Annotated in this window: 16 protein-coding genes; 7 read left to right on the forward strand and 9 right to left on the reverse strand. The window is 67.7% G+C overall.

The window, feature by feature from the left end; all coding sequences use genetic code 11:
* The 8 genes from BV907_RS15570 to BV907_RS15600 all read right to left on the reverse strand — a co-directional run.
* Positions 1-431 (reverse strand): DUF6531 domain-containing protein (locus tag BV907_RS15570; protein ID WP_217697951.1); only part of this gene is annotated, 431 nt, incomplete at its 3' end.
* Between the two features lie 1,307 nt (positions 432-1,738).
* Positions 1,739-2,242 carry a hypothetical protein gene (locus BV907_RS18520; RefSeq protein WP_139346818.1) on the reverse strand — a complete coding sequence of 168 codons (504 nt, stop codon included), beginning with the start codon at positions 2,240-2,242 and terminating at the stop codon, positions 1,739-1,741.
* A gap of 343 nt (positions 2,243-2,585) precedes the next feature.
* A complete protein-coding gene (locus tag BV907_RS15580; protein WP_139346819.1) occupies positions 2,586-3,158 on the reverse strand; it encodes a DUF6262 family protein in 573 nt (190 codons plus the stop codon).
* The gene (locus BV907_RS15585; protein ID WP_077490666.1) at positions 3,145-3,579 is read right to left on the reverse strand and encodes a hypothetical protein; all 435 of its coding nucleotides are present in this window, start codon (positions 3,577-3,579) and stop codon (positions 3,145-3,147) included. Before BV907_RS15585 ends, BV907_RS15580 begins: the two co-directional genes overlap by 14 nt.
* Before the next feature lie 160 nt (positions 3,580-3,739).
* The gene (locus BV907_RS15590) at positions 3,740-4,126 is read right to left on the reverse strand and encodes a hypothetical protein (protein WP_139346820.1); all 387 of its coding nucleotides are present in this window, start codon (positions 4,124-4,126) and stop codon (positions 3,740-3,742) included.
* A gap of 59 nt (positions 4,127-4,185) precedes the next feature.
* Positions 4,186-4,332, reverse strand: a complete 147-nt coding sequence (locus tag BV907_RS18950) for a hypothetical protein (RefSeq protein ID WP_175637493.1) — start codon at positions 4,330-4,332, stop codon at positions 4,186-4,188.
* 685 nt (positions 4,333-5,017) lie between these two features.
* Positions 5,018-5,926, reverse strand: coding sequence for a hypothetical protein (locus BV907_RS15595; RefSeq protein ID WP_077490668.1), 909 nt, complete (start codon positions 5,924-5,926; stop codon positions 5,018-5,020).
* Between the two features lie 47 nt (positions 5,927-5,973).
* Complete coding sequence (locus tag BV907_RS15600) at positions 5,974-6,621, reverse strand: helix-turn-helix transcriptional regulator (RefSeq protein ID WP_077490669.1); 648 nt, start codon at positions 6,619-6,621, stop codon at positions 5,974-5,976.
* A 96-nt stretch (positions 6,622-6,717) separates the two neighbouring features.
* Here BV907_RS15600 and BV907_RS15605 point away from each other — a divergent pair, with 96 nt between their 5' ends.
* Positions 6,718-7,173 (forward strand): hypothetical protein, encoded by a 456-nt coding sequence (locus BV907_RS15605; protein WP_245828022.1) that lies wholly within the window; start codon positions 6,718-6,720, stop codon positions 7,171-7,173.
* A 71-nt stretch (positions 7,174-7,244) separates the two neighbouring features.
* Here the strand turns inward: BV907_RS15605 and BV907_RS15610 are convergent, their stop codons facing one another.
* Positions 7,245-8,270: a LacI family DNA-binding transcriptional regulator gene (locus BV907_RS15610; RefSeq protein WP_077490670.1), complete on the reverse strand. Its 1,026-nt coding sequence runs from the start codon at positions 8,268-8,270 to the stop codon at positions 7,245-7,247.
* A gap of 215 nt (positions 8,271-8,485) precedes the next feature.
* Between BV907_RS15610 and BV907_RS15615 the strand changes: the two genes are divergently transcribed.
* Genes BV907_RS15615 through BV907_RS15640 form a run of 6 tightly spaced genes read left to right on the forward strand, consistent with a single transcriptional unit; the run spans position 8,486 to position 14,897 of the window.
* The gene (locus tag BV907_RS15615; protein ID WP_077490671.1) at positions 8,486-9,760 is read left to right on the forward strand and encodes a Gfo/Idh/MocA family protein; all 1,275 of its coding nucleotides are present in this window, start codon (positions 8,486-8,488) and stop codon (positions 9,758-9,760) included.
* A 60-nt stretch (positions 9,761-9,820) separates the two neighbouring features.
* Positions 9,821-11,038, forward strand: coding sequence for a sugar ABC transporter substrate-binding protein (locus tag BV907_RS15620; protein ID WP_077490672.1), 1,218 nt, complete (start codon positions 9,821-9,823; stop codon positions 11,036-11,038).
* 8 nt (positions 11,039-11,046) lie between these two features.
* A complete protein-coding gene (locus tag BV907_RS15625) occupies positions 11,047-12,018 on the forward strand; it encodes a carbohydrate ABC transporter permease (RefSeq protein ID WP_077490673.1) in 972 nt (323 codons plus the stop codon).
* An 11-nt stretch (positions 12,019-12,029) separates the two neighbouring features.
* A complete protein-coding gene (locus BV907_RS15630) occupies positions 12,030-12,920 on the forward strand; it encodes a carbohydrate ABC transporter permease (protein WP_077490674.1) in 891 nt (296 codons plus the stop codon).
* A gap of 43 nt (positions 12,921-12,963) precedes the next feature.
* Positions 12,964-13,743: a ThuA domain-containing protein gene (locus BV907_RS15635; protein WP_077490675.1), complete on the forward strand. Its 780-nt coding sequence runs from the start codon at positions 12,964-12,966 to the stop codon at positions 13,741-13,743.
* The gene (locus BV907_RS15640) at positions 13,740-14,897 is read left to right on the forward strand and encodes a Gfo/Idh/MocA family protein (RefSeq protein ID WP_281250877.1); all 1,158 of its coding nucleotides are present in this window, start codon (positions 13,740-13,742) and stop codon (positions 14,895-14,897) included. The genes BV907_RS15635 and BV907_RS15640 overlap by 4 nt, the downstream gene beginning before the upstream one ends.
* Positions 14,898-14,905: the final 8 nt, after the last annotated feature.

Here is a 14,905-nt window from a genome sequence, read left to right on the forward strand (position 1 = left end):
ATGTCGTACCCGAGGCTCCAGCCGCGCCCGAACGGCCCCTCTACTATGTCGGCCGAGGTGTAGGACCGGCTCACGGACAGGTTCCCCGTCAGCGACGCCATCCCCAGGTCGGTCTCGGTGTGGGTCAGGGCGCCGGTGGCGGTGTTGACCGGGTCGGCCACCGACCCGCTCGGCGCCACCGCGAACTCGGACCCGCCGTCGGGCCCATACAGCTGCCCCTCCGGGACCAGGCCGGCGAACGTCCCGGTCCCGTTGATCCCGGCGGAGGGCATGGGCGGCGCCTCCGTCAGGGCCGGCAGGACCTTCGTGAAGTACCCCGTGATGCTCTGGTCATACTCTGCGTAGCAGGCGCTGCCTGGAATCGATGCGTGGGTCACATCGGGGATATACGTCGCGGTGTAGTCGTAGCAGCCCGAAGGCTCCGGGTCCACGACGTGGCCCCACCAGTTCTCTCTCGTTATCTCGCCTCAGTTCGTTCTCATCGGCGCCAGATGGGCGGAGCCCACTCCTCGAATGTGTCATCCACTGTCCATCAGCCAGACGATGCTCCCAAGTGATGGCCAGCCCAGGGAGGCATCTCGGCGGATATTCGGAAGGCCCTGCGTCGACGGCATCGCCAGCTGACGCCGTTCATTGCCAACGCCGCAGGTGCGATTCCCCCTTGAGTAGGCAGGGGCGGCTGTCGGCGGCTGCAGAGGCCAATGATGCTGCCTTCTCTCACGAGAAGGTCCGCGATCTGGCTAGGCCCCCGGTCAAGGGGCACTGTGCCTGGCCAAGAGGAGATGGCTTCTGAATTGCATAAGGTATCCAAGGCCAAACCGGCTCAGACATGGAGTCCCTGACCCGGACCTTCGCGTGGATCACACAAGTGCCCCGACCGGGACGTGCTTCTTTTGCGCTGCACTGATCGATTGACATTAGCCGCCACTGCTGCGAGCATTCCCTTTTGACGGTAGAGCTCAAAAGCGCGCGCCGTCGCATCGCACCTATTGAATAGCAGAGGCTCATTTTTAATCGGGGGGTTAATATGAGATCTATGAACCTGCGTCACGGGCGTTTCGCGCCTGCCCTATTTGCAATTGGGCTGGTTTTCTCCCTTTTCGCGGGGACTGGCACTGCAGTCGCTCACGGAGAGCAGCCTGCCCCGTCGTCTCAATCAGTCGTGGAGAGAGAAGATTACATTCCCGCTCCGCCTCTTCCGATTGAGGAAACCTCGCCAGTGGTGAAGGCGGATTTCGAGAGACACCTGGCCGAGGTCCAGGAGAAGGTCCGGCGGAATGGTGGACAGATTCTTGGCGAAGAGAAGGCTGCCTATGTCCTGGAGCCGGCTACGGCCGACGAAGCGAGCATAGCCGCCTCGTACCCGTCCGGATGTGGCTGTACCTGATTGTTTACATCAACTACCGCCAAACGAGTTACAGTAATGTCGAGGGATCAGCGCTCACATCGTGTGACTATCTGGTGGAATACATCCAGATGGAATCGGTGCTTAACAAGTATGACACCTTTTGGGGTGTCTGGGCAGATGTAGATTATGACTTCAATTCAGTCTACTGGGACAGAAGTCTGACGAACCTCACTAATTTCACCTGCACTACGGGGAACTACAGCGGGTTCTCGGGCAGTAGCCGCGGGGTTGTGCGTAGCGGAGGCCTTCAATACACGGCGTCGGTCTATGACGGAAACTATTTCTGGTACTGCGGCAACTGATTAGCAAGGGAGCGACAGGCCTGATCATTCAGCTGTGGCCGGGCCTGTCGCCCCTCGATGTGAAGGAAATTAAGCGATCAAAGGCCTGGCGGAGAAAGGGCCGCCCTCGCTCAATATTGTCTTTGGCAATTAGGAACATATCAATGAAGTGTTCCTGATCGAGCTGCACTCGCGGGAATCTCCCCTGTTCTATTATCCAATAGGCGCTGGGATGCGACTTGACAATGACGTCCCCGTAATAGAGCGAGATCTCAAGGGCGATTTGGTTCCGGTCCATGTCTTCAAATTCCCTCTGGGCAATCGCATCGTCGACGCGCTCAAGTCCTTCTTGAGACAAAGGGGCTCCTCCGACCTGTCCTACCAGATCATCCAGATGGGGATATGTCCGGACTGTCCCATGATAGGAAACTGTTGTTCCAAATCCCTGACCGGCTTGATACCTAGCAGCACGATGCTGAGGCATGTTATTCCAGAGGTCGGCTAGGGCCCTGCGTGCCTGCTCGAGCTGCTCGTCGCTACTTTCAGAAGCCAAGATGCATCCTCCATAATCAGTTGGATTCGGTCTGGCGCTCCAAGGGAATGCACCTAAACCTTGGGTCGAGTGCAAAGATGAGGTTCCACTCACGGCGCCGCTTCATTTCGAGCAATGATAAGAAGGGCCCATGAAACCGAGGCGAATGGGGCCTCGCGGATCACAAGGACCTCTCTGCGTACCGGGCTTTCGTCCATACATGCCATCGTATTTTCCAAGGACCACAACGGGAAAGGCTTCGGAGGTCAGGGCAAGTCCGTTTGAGTGTACCCTTACCGGCAGTCCTAAAGATCTACATGTTCCGGGGAGACGAGCGGATCTTTGTCCGGTGCCTGCTTGCTCATTAACCGGAGAAGTGCTGGGTCAGAGCTTCCCGGCAGGCGGCTAGGTCGTACTCCAGAGCGCCGACGACTCGTCTCAGTTCGCCGATGGTGTTCAGGAGATCGGCCTTTTCGGACAGGAGCCGCTCGTTTGCCGAGCGGAGCTCGGCGTGGACCGCGGGGTCGACTTTGTCCGGGTCTGGCACCTGGGCTCCGAGCCATCTTCTTCGCTGGACATGCAGTTCGTCGATGGATCGCTGCTGCTTTTCGAGGCGCCCGCGGAGGCGCTTGATCTCGGCGACGAGGGTGAGCCTCTGGGCTGCTCCGGCACGCACAGAGGTCGAGGTTTCCTGTCGCTGCTCGTGCTCGGCGAGTTCGGCGGCCTTCTTGGCCGCTTCGCGGACTGCCGCATGGACTTCGGGATGGCTGTGGATGTACTCCCTGGACACTCCTGCCTGCCTTGCCACTGAGGAGACGGTGATGCCGTCACCGCGTGCGCTCAGCGCCAGGAGGGCCCGGGCTACATCTTCCTTCTTCCGTCCGGCCACCGCCCGACGATGGGCGCGGAGGGCTTCAACGCCGCTACTGCCGGCCATCTGTGGCGCCCTCTCGCAGTATTCCGCGCAGGTCGATTCGCCTCGGGCGGGATGCGCGGTTGCGGATCTCGGCCATGGTGGAAAGGGCTTCTTCGATCCTCTGACGCTCGTCGGGTTCGAGGGAGGCGATGTAGTCGTCGATGGCCCGAATGAGGGACGAACAGTCCTCGATTCGCTTGAGCAAGTACTCGAGCACGTGCGGACGGGTCTGAATCGCCCGGGCCCGCTCGTACTTGACCTTCAAGTGGAGTCGCTTGGCCTCCATCGAGTCCCGCTCCAGCGGGTCGACGAGGAAGAACGGGCAGGACTCGCAGGCGTAGTCGATGCTGCAGACGTCGTGCCATCCGCCGTGACTTGCTGACGCTGGCGCGGTCTGCAGCAGCGTGAACAGCGCGGCAACTCCGAAGCTGGCGATAGTCAACCGAGCACCCCTAATGCCCAAATGTTTGCATGCATTGGGTATCTGCTTAGCTGAAGTCAGTCCGCAGATGCGGAACTGACCAGATTCTTCAGAGGCAGCTGGTGGTCAGGTATGACGGATCGGTGACGCGCGCTTGTTGGGCTGAATGAGAGGCCGTGCCTCATAAAGCCGCCGGACGACCAGACGTGCCGTCCCTGCGCTTTCGGTCCCGAGTGGCTCCAACAGCCCCTGCCACGGCCAGCCCGAGTATCGGAAGCCCAAGGATGATTCCGAAGATCGGACCAGGAAACGAACTGGCCATCAAGAATTCCGTTCTTATCAAGGCATACACGACGCCGAGGACGCCGCTCGCCGCCAGCAGTCCCGCCACGACGAAGGATCGGCGCTCCCGAGAGACAACGAACGCAGCGATCGCCAGGACGGCAACGCCGATGCCCGGCCATGGCGCGAGCCCAGCGCGCAACGCACCACCCATCGCAATGACGACGACGAACACGACGAGCGTTGCGGCAGCCAGTCCAACTGCCAGCATGGTCTTGGAACTCACCACAGGGCCTCCTCCTGTTGCTCTCTTCCCCTGCTCATATCTCTCGTAGCTGCCGACCGCTACCCCGTGGCCGGCTCGCCGTCCCGCTCGGTTTTCATCACCTGCGCATGTCGCAGCAGACTCAGCAGCTTGGCCAGATACTCAACACACGCGTCATCCGTGCTGAACCAGTCCTGAAACTGCCCGAATCTCTTGGGGTAGTCCACGCCTGGGCTTTCTTGGGGTAGTCCACGCCTGGGCCCGGCATCTGCGGCGACAAATCGGCCATACGCCAGTCTAATTCAGTTAAGCAGATACCCCAATTTGCATGCCATTTGAATGTCTCCCCATGAGGTCGAGCCGTGAGTCGCGGCGAATGCCGAAGTGGTCTTTGCCAGAGCGGCTGCGCGGGAACGTTCCCTTCGAACGCAAGCAGATACCCCACTTCCTCTCCGGCCACCATGACAGACCCGACCGTGCAGCGTCGCGGTATTCTGTGCACAATGTCCCGAATCTTGGCGAGTCGGTCGCGTTTGTCCATGTTTGAGACATGGGGATCCGGCATGTGGTGCTGGTTGGTTACGACAGCGCCGCCCTGATCGACATCGGCTGTTCCTGGCCAGTCCGGGAATGGCAAACCGCGTTGGTCTATCCGATCCGTACCAGTCATGCCTCGCCAGCGATGGCGGGCGACCCATCCACCGTCGACGCTGCACGCGAGCTGCACGACGCCGTCGTCCGCCCCCCGCGCGAGCAGCTCGCCGAAGTCCTCGCGCTCCCACGCGAGGAAGGATCCCTCGTAGATCTGCCGGGCGCGGTCGAGGTCTTCCGGGTCAGGTCGGAGAACGGGATGACATGCAGGCGTGTCCCTCCGAGCGGGCAGCCGAGGGTAGGCGCGCCCGCGGGAGAACGTCAATGGCGCGGCTCGAGCGCCCCCTGCGAGGGGCTGATCCACGTGGCGCCAGCGGCCGAGAGCGTCTCGCGGACACGATCGCTCGCCTGCGACCATCCACCCGACGGCTCGCAGACGCGGGGCTCGAGGCCCTGCGTCAGGGTGAAGAGGAACGAGGCGACCAGCGCGACGTCGTTCACGACGCGCTCGAAGAAGCCCGGGCCGTAGTGGAGGTCCGGGTCGTACCTGAACTCCGACTCCTCGAGCAGTTGGGCGCTGCCCTCGGGATCGCCGAAGAGCTCGCCTACGGCGGCCCGCACGCCTCCGTGGCTGACGAACTTGTTGCGGACTTCCTTCATCTTGTAGACGAGCTCGAGAACGCCTGGGTCCAGGAGGCGGCGGACGCGCAGAGCGTCCCTGACCCGCTTCGAGAGGATGATCTTGTCGACGAGGACGTTCCTCGCGGCGCCGCTGTCCAGGGCACGTGACCAGGCCAGGTGCTTGATGTGCAGCTCGATAACCTTGAAGAACTCGGTGATCGCGCTTTCCGGAGCGGCCATGAGGGCCAGGCCGCGCGACAGGGTAAAGCACGCCTGGATCTGGTACGGGTCGTTCGCCCGGCGCAGCCTCCTCACCGCCTCGGCCACCTCCGGCGACAGCGCGGGGTCGACGTACTCCTCGGGAGAACGGCTCATGGAGTATCCGTCGATGCTTCCCGCCGCACGTTCAATCAGCCCCACCCCCTCGTAGACGCCGAGCAGCGCGAGCGCCACCGAGAGCCTTTTGAAGGCGCCCTTCTTGTCCAGCTCCTCTGGAGAGTGGAGGACGACGGAGTGGTCCCCTGCGCCGTTCAGCTCAAGGCCGTACACCGGATAGGCGAGGGCCGGCGGGCGGGGAGGCGCCAGCGGGAAGGTGTAGGTGTACCCCATGGGTCCATGATCGTCCTCGCGGGCGTGCGCGGCTCAGGCCGCGCGCCTCAGCCGCGGGCGAGCCTCGCGCAGCATTCGCCATCCGGCTCCGCCTCGACCCGGTGGGCGTGGTCGCCGCAGCCCTCCAGGACGCCCTGCAGAAGCGCCCCGTTGAGCGCGCACACGACGTCGGGGCACTCGCGCGAGAGCCGGTGGAAGGGGCAGCTGCCGAGCCGGATGCCGCCCTCGTCGGCGACGGGTTCGTAGCCGACGGATTCGAGTGCGTCTTCCGGGCGACCGTGGTCTCCCCCCAGAAGGCGGCCGCGGTCGAGGGCCGCGGCGCGGATCGCCTCGGCGATCGAGGAGCCCCCGCTGATCGCCCGCTGTGCGGCTTCCGCGAGGATGGACCCCGCGAGGTCGTAGCTCCTGGGCGGCACCGACGCGGAGACCTCGTCCAGCGCGGCCCAGTACACCTTCGAGGGCCGCCCGCTGCCGGGCCCCGACCGCTCGGGCGGCTTCGAGAAGCCGTGCGCCAGCACGCCGTCGTCAACGAGCCGATCCAGATGCGCCGAGGCCGCGGCCCGGCTCATCCCCGTCGCCTCGGCCGCCTCGTCCCGGCCCACGGGCCTGCCGGCGCCGCGCACGAACTCGAACAGGGCCCTGCGCCGCTCCTCCCCCAGCGCCGCGACGGCGCGGAGGGCATCCTCTCCAGCCATGGATCCAGTCTAGATCCAAAACTGCGATCTGTTGTTTTAGAGCGGGTCAGGTTCTAAAATCGCAAGTACCAGTTATGGACATGGACGGAGGTCATGATGTCAGCGAACCAAGCCAGCCATCCGGGCGCAGGGCGGCTCCACAGGACGGCCGCGGTCAGCAGGCCGGGCCTGTTCACGGCCGTCCGCGGGGGCGAGCTCCAGGCCTACGCGCTGCTGCGCAGCCTGTACGTCGTCGCGCCGGTCCTCTTCGGCCTGGACAAGTTCTTCAACCTGCTCACGTACTGGCCCGACTACCTCGCGCCCCTCGCGACGCAGGTGGTCCCCGTCAGCGGGCAGGCGTTCATGTACGCCGTCGGCGTCGTGGAGATCGCCGCTGGCCTGCTCGTGGCGTGGAAGCCCCGGTGGGGATCGCTCGTCGTCGCGGCGTGGCTGGCAGGGATCATCGTGAACCTGCTGCTGCTGGGCAGCGCCTACGACGTCGCCCTGCGGGACTTCGGCCTGCTGGTGGGCGCGCTCGCGCTCAACCGGCTGGCCACGGCGCGGAAGGACTGAGCGACTGCCCGTCGACACGGAAGGGTGCGCCGGAGGCCCTCCGGCGCACCCTTCCCCGGCCGGGCGCAGGGTCAGCCGCCTCCCGCCCGCGGGGCCGCCGTCGAGGCGCCCTCCTCGAAGGTGCACTTCACGACGCCCTGGGTCATCGGCTCCCCGCGGCCCTCGAGCTGGTCGATGAGCGATTCGACGCCGCGCCGGCCCAGCTCGACGCCGGGCAGGCGCCAGAGCGTCAGGTGCGGGTCGGTCGAGGCGGCCACGTCCGGGGTCGAGGCGAACAGCACCACGGACAGGTCCTCGGGGATCCGCACCCCGTGCCGGCTCAGCCCGCTCACGAACCCGAAGACCGCGCTGTCGTTCATGATGACGACGGCGGTCGCGTCCGGCGCCGTCGCGAGCAGCTCCTCAGCGGCGCCCTCGCCCGAGATGGGCGAGTCCTGGCACGAGAGGTGCACGGCCTCGAGCCCCCGCCGCGCCATCTCCGCCGCGAACGTCTCCCGCGCCCGCACGAGCGGCCCGTAGCCGGCCAGGGCCAGCTCGGCGCTCCCGTTGTCCAGCAGGCAGATCGTCCGGTGCCCGAGCCCCTCGAGGTAGTCGACGGCGTCGACGAGCGAGTTCTCGAAGTCCACGTCGACGTACGGCAGCTGCTCGGGGTGCCGCGTGCGGCCGATGAGCGAGAACGGCATCGTCGAGCCGGTGAGCTGCTCGACGCGGGGATCGTCGAGCTGGACCTCCATGAGCAGGACGCCGTCGATGAGCCCGTTGGCGATGATCTCCTGCACCTGGTCCGCCTCGTTGCTGATCGGCCACAGCACGAGGCTGTGCCCGAGGTCCTTGGCCGCCTGCGCCGCCGAGGTGAAGAACTCGACGGCGCTCTCGTGCAGCCGCCGCTGGAGCGCCGGGTAGAGCAGCGCGATGATCCGCGTGCGCTTGCTCGCGAGCGCCCGGCCCAGCGCGTTGCGCCGGTAGCCGAGCTCGCGCATCGCGTCCTCGACCCGCTGGCGCGTCGCGGCGCTGACGGGCTTGGTCTCGTTGATGACGAAGGACACGGTCGCGATGGAGACATCGGCGAGCCGCGCCACGTCCCTCATTGTCGGCATGCGTGCCCCTCCCCAACTGTCTACAAGAGTGCCCACGAGCGGGCGCATCGGACCCAGCCTACGGCCTCGTCCCGACCGCGGCGGCTCCTCCAGTAAACCGCTTAACTTTTTCCTTGACAAGCACTTCCGGGCGCAGGCAAAGTGGTTCACGTCACTCGCGGTTAACCGTTTAAACGGGTGGCCCCCTGCCAGACCTCCACCCCGACAGGAGGACGATGACGTCCCAGCCCACTTCCGCCTCTCCGGAGGCCGGCCCAACTGAGCCGAGGCCCCTGCGTGTAGCCCTCATCGGCTACTCCTTCATGGGCTCGATCCACGCACAGGCCTGGACGACGGCCCCGCGGTTCTTCGACCTCGGCATCGCCCCGAGGCTCTCCGCGGTCTGCGGCCGGGACGCCAGCGCCGCACAGCAGTTCGCCGCAAAGTTCGGCATCCCGCGCGTCGAGACCGACTGGCGCACCCTCGTCGAGGACCCCGAGATCGACGCGGTCGACATCTGCACCCCCGGCAACCTGCACGCGCCCATCGCGATCGCGGCCCTCGAGGCCGGCAAGCACGTGCTGTGCGAGAAGCCGCTCGCGAACTCGGTCGAGGAGGCCGAGCGGATGGCCCTCGCCGCCCGGGACGCGAGGGCACGCGGCGCTCTGGCGATGGTCGGCTTCTCCTACCGGCGGACCCCGGCCCTGGCCTACGCCCGCGAGCTCGTGCGGGAGGGCCGGCTCGGCACGATCCGCCATATCCGGGCGCAGTACCTCCAGGACTGGATCGTGGACGAGGACTTCCCGCTCGTCTGGCGGCTCGAGAGGGACAAGGCCGGCTCGGGCGCGCTCGGCGACATCGGCGCGCACATCCTCGACCTCGCCCAGTACGTCAGCGGCCATCGCATCGTCGGCGTGAGCGCCCTGACCGAGACCTTCGTCAAGAGCCGCCCGCTGCCGGCGGCCTCGAGCGGCCTCCAGGCAGTCGGCCTCCACGCGAGCGGCGCGCACGACGGCGGGCGGGGCGCCGTGACGGTCGACGACGCCGCCGTCGTCATCGCCCGCACCGACGAGGGCGCGCTCGCGACGTTCGAGGCGACCCGCTTCGCGACCGGCCGCAAGAACGCGATCCGGCTCGAGCTCAACGGCTCGAAGGGCTCGCTCGCGTTCGACTTCGAGAGCCTCAACGAGCTGTGGCTGTACGACGGCGTCGACCCGGCCCCGTCCGCGGGCTTCCGCCGGATCCTCGTCACCGAGCCCGAGCACCCCTACGCGGGCGCCTGGTGGCCGGCCGGCCACGGGCTCGGCTACGACCACTGCTTCGTCCACGAGGTCGCCGACTTCGCCCGGGCCATCGCCCGCGGCGAGCAGCCCGAGCCCTCGTTCGGCGACGGGCTGCAGATCCAGCGCCTCCTCGAGGCCGTCGAGGACAGCGCCGCCGGCCGCGCGCAGTGGCGCGATGTCGCGACCAGCGACGTCCCGGCCGGAAATGCAGCAACCGTCGGCGCGTAAACGCCGTCGTCCTCACGACATCCCCACTCACACCTGCCCACTCTGGCGAAGGAGCCCCCCATGAAGAAGAACGTGACCCGGCTGCTGGCCCTCGCGGCCCTCGCACCCCTGGCCCTCACGGCCTGCGGCGGCGGAGGCCAGTCCACCGCCGCCGAGGACGTCAAGGAACTGACCGTCCTGGACTACTACAACAACGAGCCGGACAAGTCGCACGTCCAGAAGGCCCTCGACCGGTGCGCGGGCCAGCTCGGCGTCACCCTCAAGCGCGAGACCACTCCGGGCAAGGACCTCATCCAGAAGGTCCTCCAGCGCTCGTCCTCGCGCACCCTCCCGGACGTGCTCATGCTCGACAACCCGGACGTCAAGGAGATCGCCGCGACCGGCGGCCTCTCCCCGCTGGGCGACTACGGCGTGGACACCTCGGGCTTCGCGCCGGGCATGATCGACGCCGCGACCCTCGACGGCAAGGTCTACGGCCTGGCCCCGACGGCCAACACGCTCGGCCTGTTCTACAACAAGGAGATGCTCGCGGCCGCCGGCGTCGAGCCGCCCAGGACCTGGGACGAGCTCAAGGCCGCCGCCGCGAAGCTCACCACCGGCGACCGCTACGGCCTCGCGTTCTCCGCGATCGCGACCTACGAGGGCGCGTGGCAGTTCCTGCCGTTCATGTGGACCAACGGCGGCGACGAGACGGACCTCACGGGCGGCCAGGTCGCCGAGGCCCTCGCATTCACCGACGGGCTCGTGGCCTCCGGCTCGGCGTCCAAGTCAGTGGTGAACTGGAGCCAGGCCGACGTCCGCGACCAGTTCGCCGCCGGCAAGGCCGCGATGATGATCAACGGCCCGTGGCAGATCCCGTCCCTGGCCAAGACCCCCGACGTGAAGTGGGAGGCCGTGCAGGTCCCGGTCAACGAGGCCGGCCAGACGCCCGTCGCCCCGCTCGGCGGCGAGGTCTGGACCGTCCCGCAGACCGGCAGCAAGGCCAAGCAGGCCAAGGCCGCCGAGCTCGTCGAGTGCATCGCGAGCGACGAGAACCAGCTGGCCCTGGCCAAGGAGCGCTTCGTGGTCCCGACACGGACGGCCCTCGGCGCAGAGTACGCGAAGGCCGTCCCGGAGATGGCCGCGTTCACCGAGCAGGTGGCCAACGCCCGCTCGCGCACCGGCAAGCTCGGCAAGGACTGGCCCAAGGCCGCGACCGTCATGTACACGGCGATCCAGCTCTCCCTGACCGACCAGGCCACCCCCGAGGAGGCCTTCGCCCGGGCCTCGGCAGGCTGAGGCCCGCCATGCCGACACTCGAAACCCCCGTGGCGCCGGGCGGGGTCTCCCCCGCCCGGGCCGCGGCCCCGCCCGCCAGGGGCGCACGACGGCGGCGGGCCAGCCGGGAGCGCCTCGTCCAGGCCCTCTTCCTCGCCCCCGCTGGCCTCTACCTCGTCCTGTTCTTCGGCTACCCCGTGGTCAAGAACGTCCTCATGAGCCTGCAGGAGTACACGACCCGGACCTTCTTCACGGGCGAGGCCCCGTGGGTCGGGCTCGCGAACTACGCCACCGCGATCGGCTCGAACCTCTTCGGGCCGGCGATGCTCAACACCGCGCTGTTCACGGTCGGCTCGATCGCGGGGCAGTTCGCGATCGGCCTGGCCCTGGCCTCGTTCTTCCGGAAGCGGTTCCCGCTCAGCGGGTTCCTGCGCTCGATGCTCCTGCTGCCGTGGCTCCTGCCGCTCATCGTCTCGAGCGCCACGTGGCGCTCGATCCTGGACCAGGACAGCGGGGTCCTCAACGGCTTCCTCCGCGGCGTCGGCCTCATCTCCGAGCCGATCCCCTGGCTCACGAGCCCCTCGGTGGCGCTCATCGCCGTCGTCCTCGTGAACATCTGGGTGGGCATCCCGTTCAACGTGACCATCCTCTACGGCGGCCTGCAGGAGATCCCCGAGGAGCTCTACGAGGCCGGCGCGATGGACGGCGCGACGGGCTGGAAGGCGTTCTGGCACATCACGTGGCCCAACCTGCGGCCCGTGGTGAGCGTGGTCCTCGTCCTCGGCGTGGTCTACACGCTCAAGGTCCTGGACATCATCCTCGGCCTGACCAACGGCGGGCCCGCCAACGCGACCCAGACCCTGGCCGTGCGCTCGTACCAGGAGTCGTTCGTGAACTTCCAGTTCGGCGTCGGCGCCGCCTTCTCCAACATCCTGATCCTGATCTCGCTCGTGTTCGCGGTGGTCTACCTCCGCCTCAACCGGCGCGCGGTCGACGAGTAGGGGACCCACGCATGACTGCACTGACAAGCACGCCCGGCCGCGCGCCGTCGTCCGCCGCCCCCTCCGCGCCCTCCTCATCACAGGCAAGGAGGCGCGCCGACCGGCCCAAGCTGCGGCACACCGCCGTCGGCCTCCTCTTCCTGGCCGTGATGCTGTTCCCGGTCTACTGGATGGTCAACGCGTCCCTCCAGCCCTCCGGCAACACGCTCACCGCGGACTTCCTGCCGCTCAACCCGAGCTTCGCGGGGTACGAGCGGGCGATCGCGCAGCAGGGGCCGAACCTCGTCACGAGCCTGCTCATCTCGCTCGGGACCGTGGCGTTCAGCCTCGCCGTCGCGGCCCCTGCCGCGTACATGCTCTCGCAGATCCGCTCGCGCTGGATCAGCGTCGCGCTGCTCGCGATCCTCGTCTCGCAGATGATCCCCGGGATCGTCATCGCGAACGCCCTCTACGCCGCCTACAACGACCTCGGCCTGCTGAACTCGATCCACGGACTCATCCTCGCCGACGCGACGCACGCGATCCCGTTCGTCATCCTGATCCTGCGGGCGTTCATGATGCGCATCCCGCCCAGCATCGTCGAGGCCGCGAGGGTCGACGGCGCGGGGGTGGTCCGCGCGTTCGTCTCGATCGTGCTGCCCGTGAGCCGCAACTCGCTCATCACGGCGGGCCTGTTCGCCTTCCTGTTCTCGTGGAGCGACTTCCTCTTCGCGCTCACGCTCACGACGACGGAGGCCGTGCGGCCCGTGACCCTCGGCATCTACACCTACCTCGGCACGCAGGTCTCCAACTGGAGCGCCGTCATGGCCACGGCCGTGCTCTCCTCCCTGCCGGCCATCGTGCTGCTCGTCCTCGCGCAGAAGTACATCGCCGCGGGGGCCACCGGCGGCTCGGTCAAGTGATGCACGACGGCGTCCCTCACCCTTCGAACAAAGGAACCGTTCCATGAACCACAACCACACTCCCCTTCGCGTCACCGTCTGGGGCGAGAACCGCCACGAGCGCCTCCAGCCCCGCGTGGCGGAGATCTACCCGGACGGCATGCACACCACGATCCGGGAGGGCATCGAGGAGAACCTCGGGGCGCGGGCCCTGGTCTCCACCGTGACCCTCGACGACCCGGAGCACGGGCTCACCGAGGAGAGGCTGCGGGCCACCGACGTCCTCGTCTGGTGGGGGCACGCGGCGCACGCCGAGGTCGCCGACGAGGTCGTGGAGCGCGTCCACCGGCACGTGCTCGCGGGGATGGGCCTCGTGGTGCTGCACTCGGGGCACTGGTCCAAGATCTTCGGCAAGCTCATGGGCACCACGTGCACCCTGCGCTGGCGCTCCGAGCGGGACCGCGAGATCGTCTGGACCGTCGACCCGACGCACCCCATCGCGCAGGGCGTGCCGCACCCGTTCATCATCCCGGAGCAGGAGATGTACGGGGAGCACTTCGACATCCCCGCTCCCGACGAGCTGATCTTCCTCAGCACCTTCTCCGGCGGCGAGGTGTTCCGCAGCGGCTGCACGTTCAGGCGCGGCTACGGCAAGATCTTCTACTTCAGCCCCGGCGACCAGGACTACCCCGTGTACCACCACCGGGACGTCCGGCGGGTCATCGCGAACGGGGTCGAGTGGGCCCGGACGCTGCGGCCCGAGCGGACCGACCCCGTGCTCCTGCGCTACGAGACCGAGGACTTCTACACCGGCCACGGCTACGAGGGGGCGATGGCGAATTGAGCTTCGCTACTCTGTCTGATCCCTCCGCGCCCGTGCGGGTCGTCCAGGTCGGCGCCGGCGGGATGGGCCGGGCCTGGCTGCGGCTCCTCGGGGCGTCCGACGACGTCGAGCTGGTCGGCGTCGTCGACCTCAACCCGGCCGCGGCGCACGCGGCCCTCGCGGACCTCGGGCTCGCCGGGGTCCCGGTCGGGACGAGCCTGACCGAGGTGGCCCGCACGACCCGGCCCGACGCCGTCGTCAACGTGACCATCCCGGCGGCGCACCACCCGGTCAACGTCGAGGCGCACGGGCTCGGCCTGCCCGTGCTGTGCGAGAAGCCCGCGGCCCCGACCGTCGCGGAGGCGCTCTCCCTCGCGGCCGTCGCGGAGGCGAGCGGGCAGCTGCTCATGATCAGCCAGTCCCGGAGGTACTTCAACGCACTCGCGGCGTTCCGGCGGCTCGCGCAGGGGCTCGGCGAGATCGGAATCCTGACCTGCGACTTTTTCAAGGCCCCGCACTTCGGCGGGTTCCGCGAGGAGATGGAGCACGTGCTGCTCGTGGACATGGCGATCCACGCGTTCGACGCCGCGCGGTATCTCCTCGGCCAGGACCCCGTGTCCGTCTACTGCGAGGAGTTCAACCCGGACTGGAGCTGGTACGCCCACGGCGCCGCCGCGACCGCCGTGTTCGAGATGGCCGGCGGGGCGCGCTTCGCCTACACGGGCAGCTGGTGCGCCGACGGGCTCGAGACCTCGTGGAACGGGTCGTGGCGGGTCAACGGGGCCGGCGGGTCGGCGGTGTGGGACGGGGCGTCGGCGCCGGTGGCGGAGTTCGCCGCAGGTGCGGGGCGGGCGGACGACGGCGGGCGGCCGGGTCCGCTGGTCGAGCCGCCGGACGATGGGCCCGAGGAGATCGCCGGGGCCCTCGCGGAGTTCGTGCAGGCGCTACGCACCGGGGAGACGCCCTCGGGCGAGATCCACGAGAACGTCCTGAGCCTGGCCATGGTCGAGGCCGCCGTCCGGTCCTCGGAGACCGGGCAGCGGGTGCTCATCGCCGACGTCCTCGAGGAGGCGCGGCTGGAGGCGCTCGCGGCAGAGCGGATCCCGGCCGCGCGGGAGATCCTCGCGGTTCAGCCGGCCGGGCCGAGCTGGGCGGCGAAGGCCGCGGTGTCGTAGTAGCGGGC

Origin of the sequence: Sinomonas mesophila (assembly GCF_001999765.1) — a bacterium.
In the GTDB taxonomy this organism is placed as follows: domain Bacteria; phylum Actinomycetota; class Actinomycetes; order Actinomycetales; family Micrococcaceae; genus Sinomonas; species Sinomonas mesophila.

Bases quoted from the DNA above. Each gene is read 5' to 3' on its own strand.
- BV907_RS15610 (WP_077490670.1), bottom strand. From the start codon at position 8,270: ATGCCGACAATGAGGGACGTGGCGCGGCTCGCCGATGTCTCCATCGCG.
- BV907_RS15605 (WP_245828022.1), top strand. From the start codon at position 6,718: ATGTCAGCGAACCAAGCCAGCCATCCGGGCGCAGGGCGGCTCCACAGG.
- BV907_RS15625 (WP_077490673.1), top strand. From the start codon at position 11,047: ATGCCGACACTCGAAACCCCCGTGGCGCCGGGCGGGGTCTCCCCCGCC.
- BV907_RS15620 (WP_077490672.1), top strand. From the start codon at position 9,821: ATGAAGAAGAACGTGACCCGGCTGCTGGCCCTCGCGGCCCTCGCACCC.
- BV907_RS15615 (WP_077490671.1), top strand. From the start codon at position 8,486: ATGACGTCCCAGCCCACTTCCGCCTCTCCGGAGGCCGGCCCAACTGAG.
- BV907_RS15595 (WP_077490668.1), bottom strand. From the start codon at position 5,926: ATGGGGTACACCTACACCTTCCCGCTGGCGCCTCCCCGCCCGCCGGCC.
- BV907_RS15600 (WP_077490669.1), bottom strand. From the start codon at position 6,621: ATGGCTGGAGAGGATGCCCTCCGCGCCGTCGCGGCGCTGGGGGAGGAG.
- BV907_RS15630 (WP_077490674.1), top strand. From the start codon at position 12,030: ATGACTGCACTGACAAGCACGCCCGGCCGCGCGCCGTCGTCCGCCGCC.
- BV907_RS15580 (WP_139346819.1), bottom strand. From the start codon at position 3,158: ATGGCCGGCAGTAGCGGCGTTGAAGCCCTCCGCGCCCATCGTCGGGCG.
- BV907_RS15635 (WP_077490675.1), top strand. From the start codon at position 12,964: ATGAACCACAACCACACTCCCCTTCGCGTCACCGTCTGGGGCGAGAAC.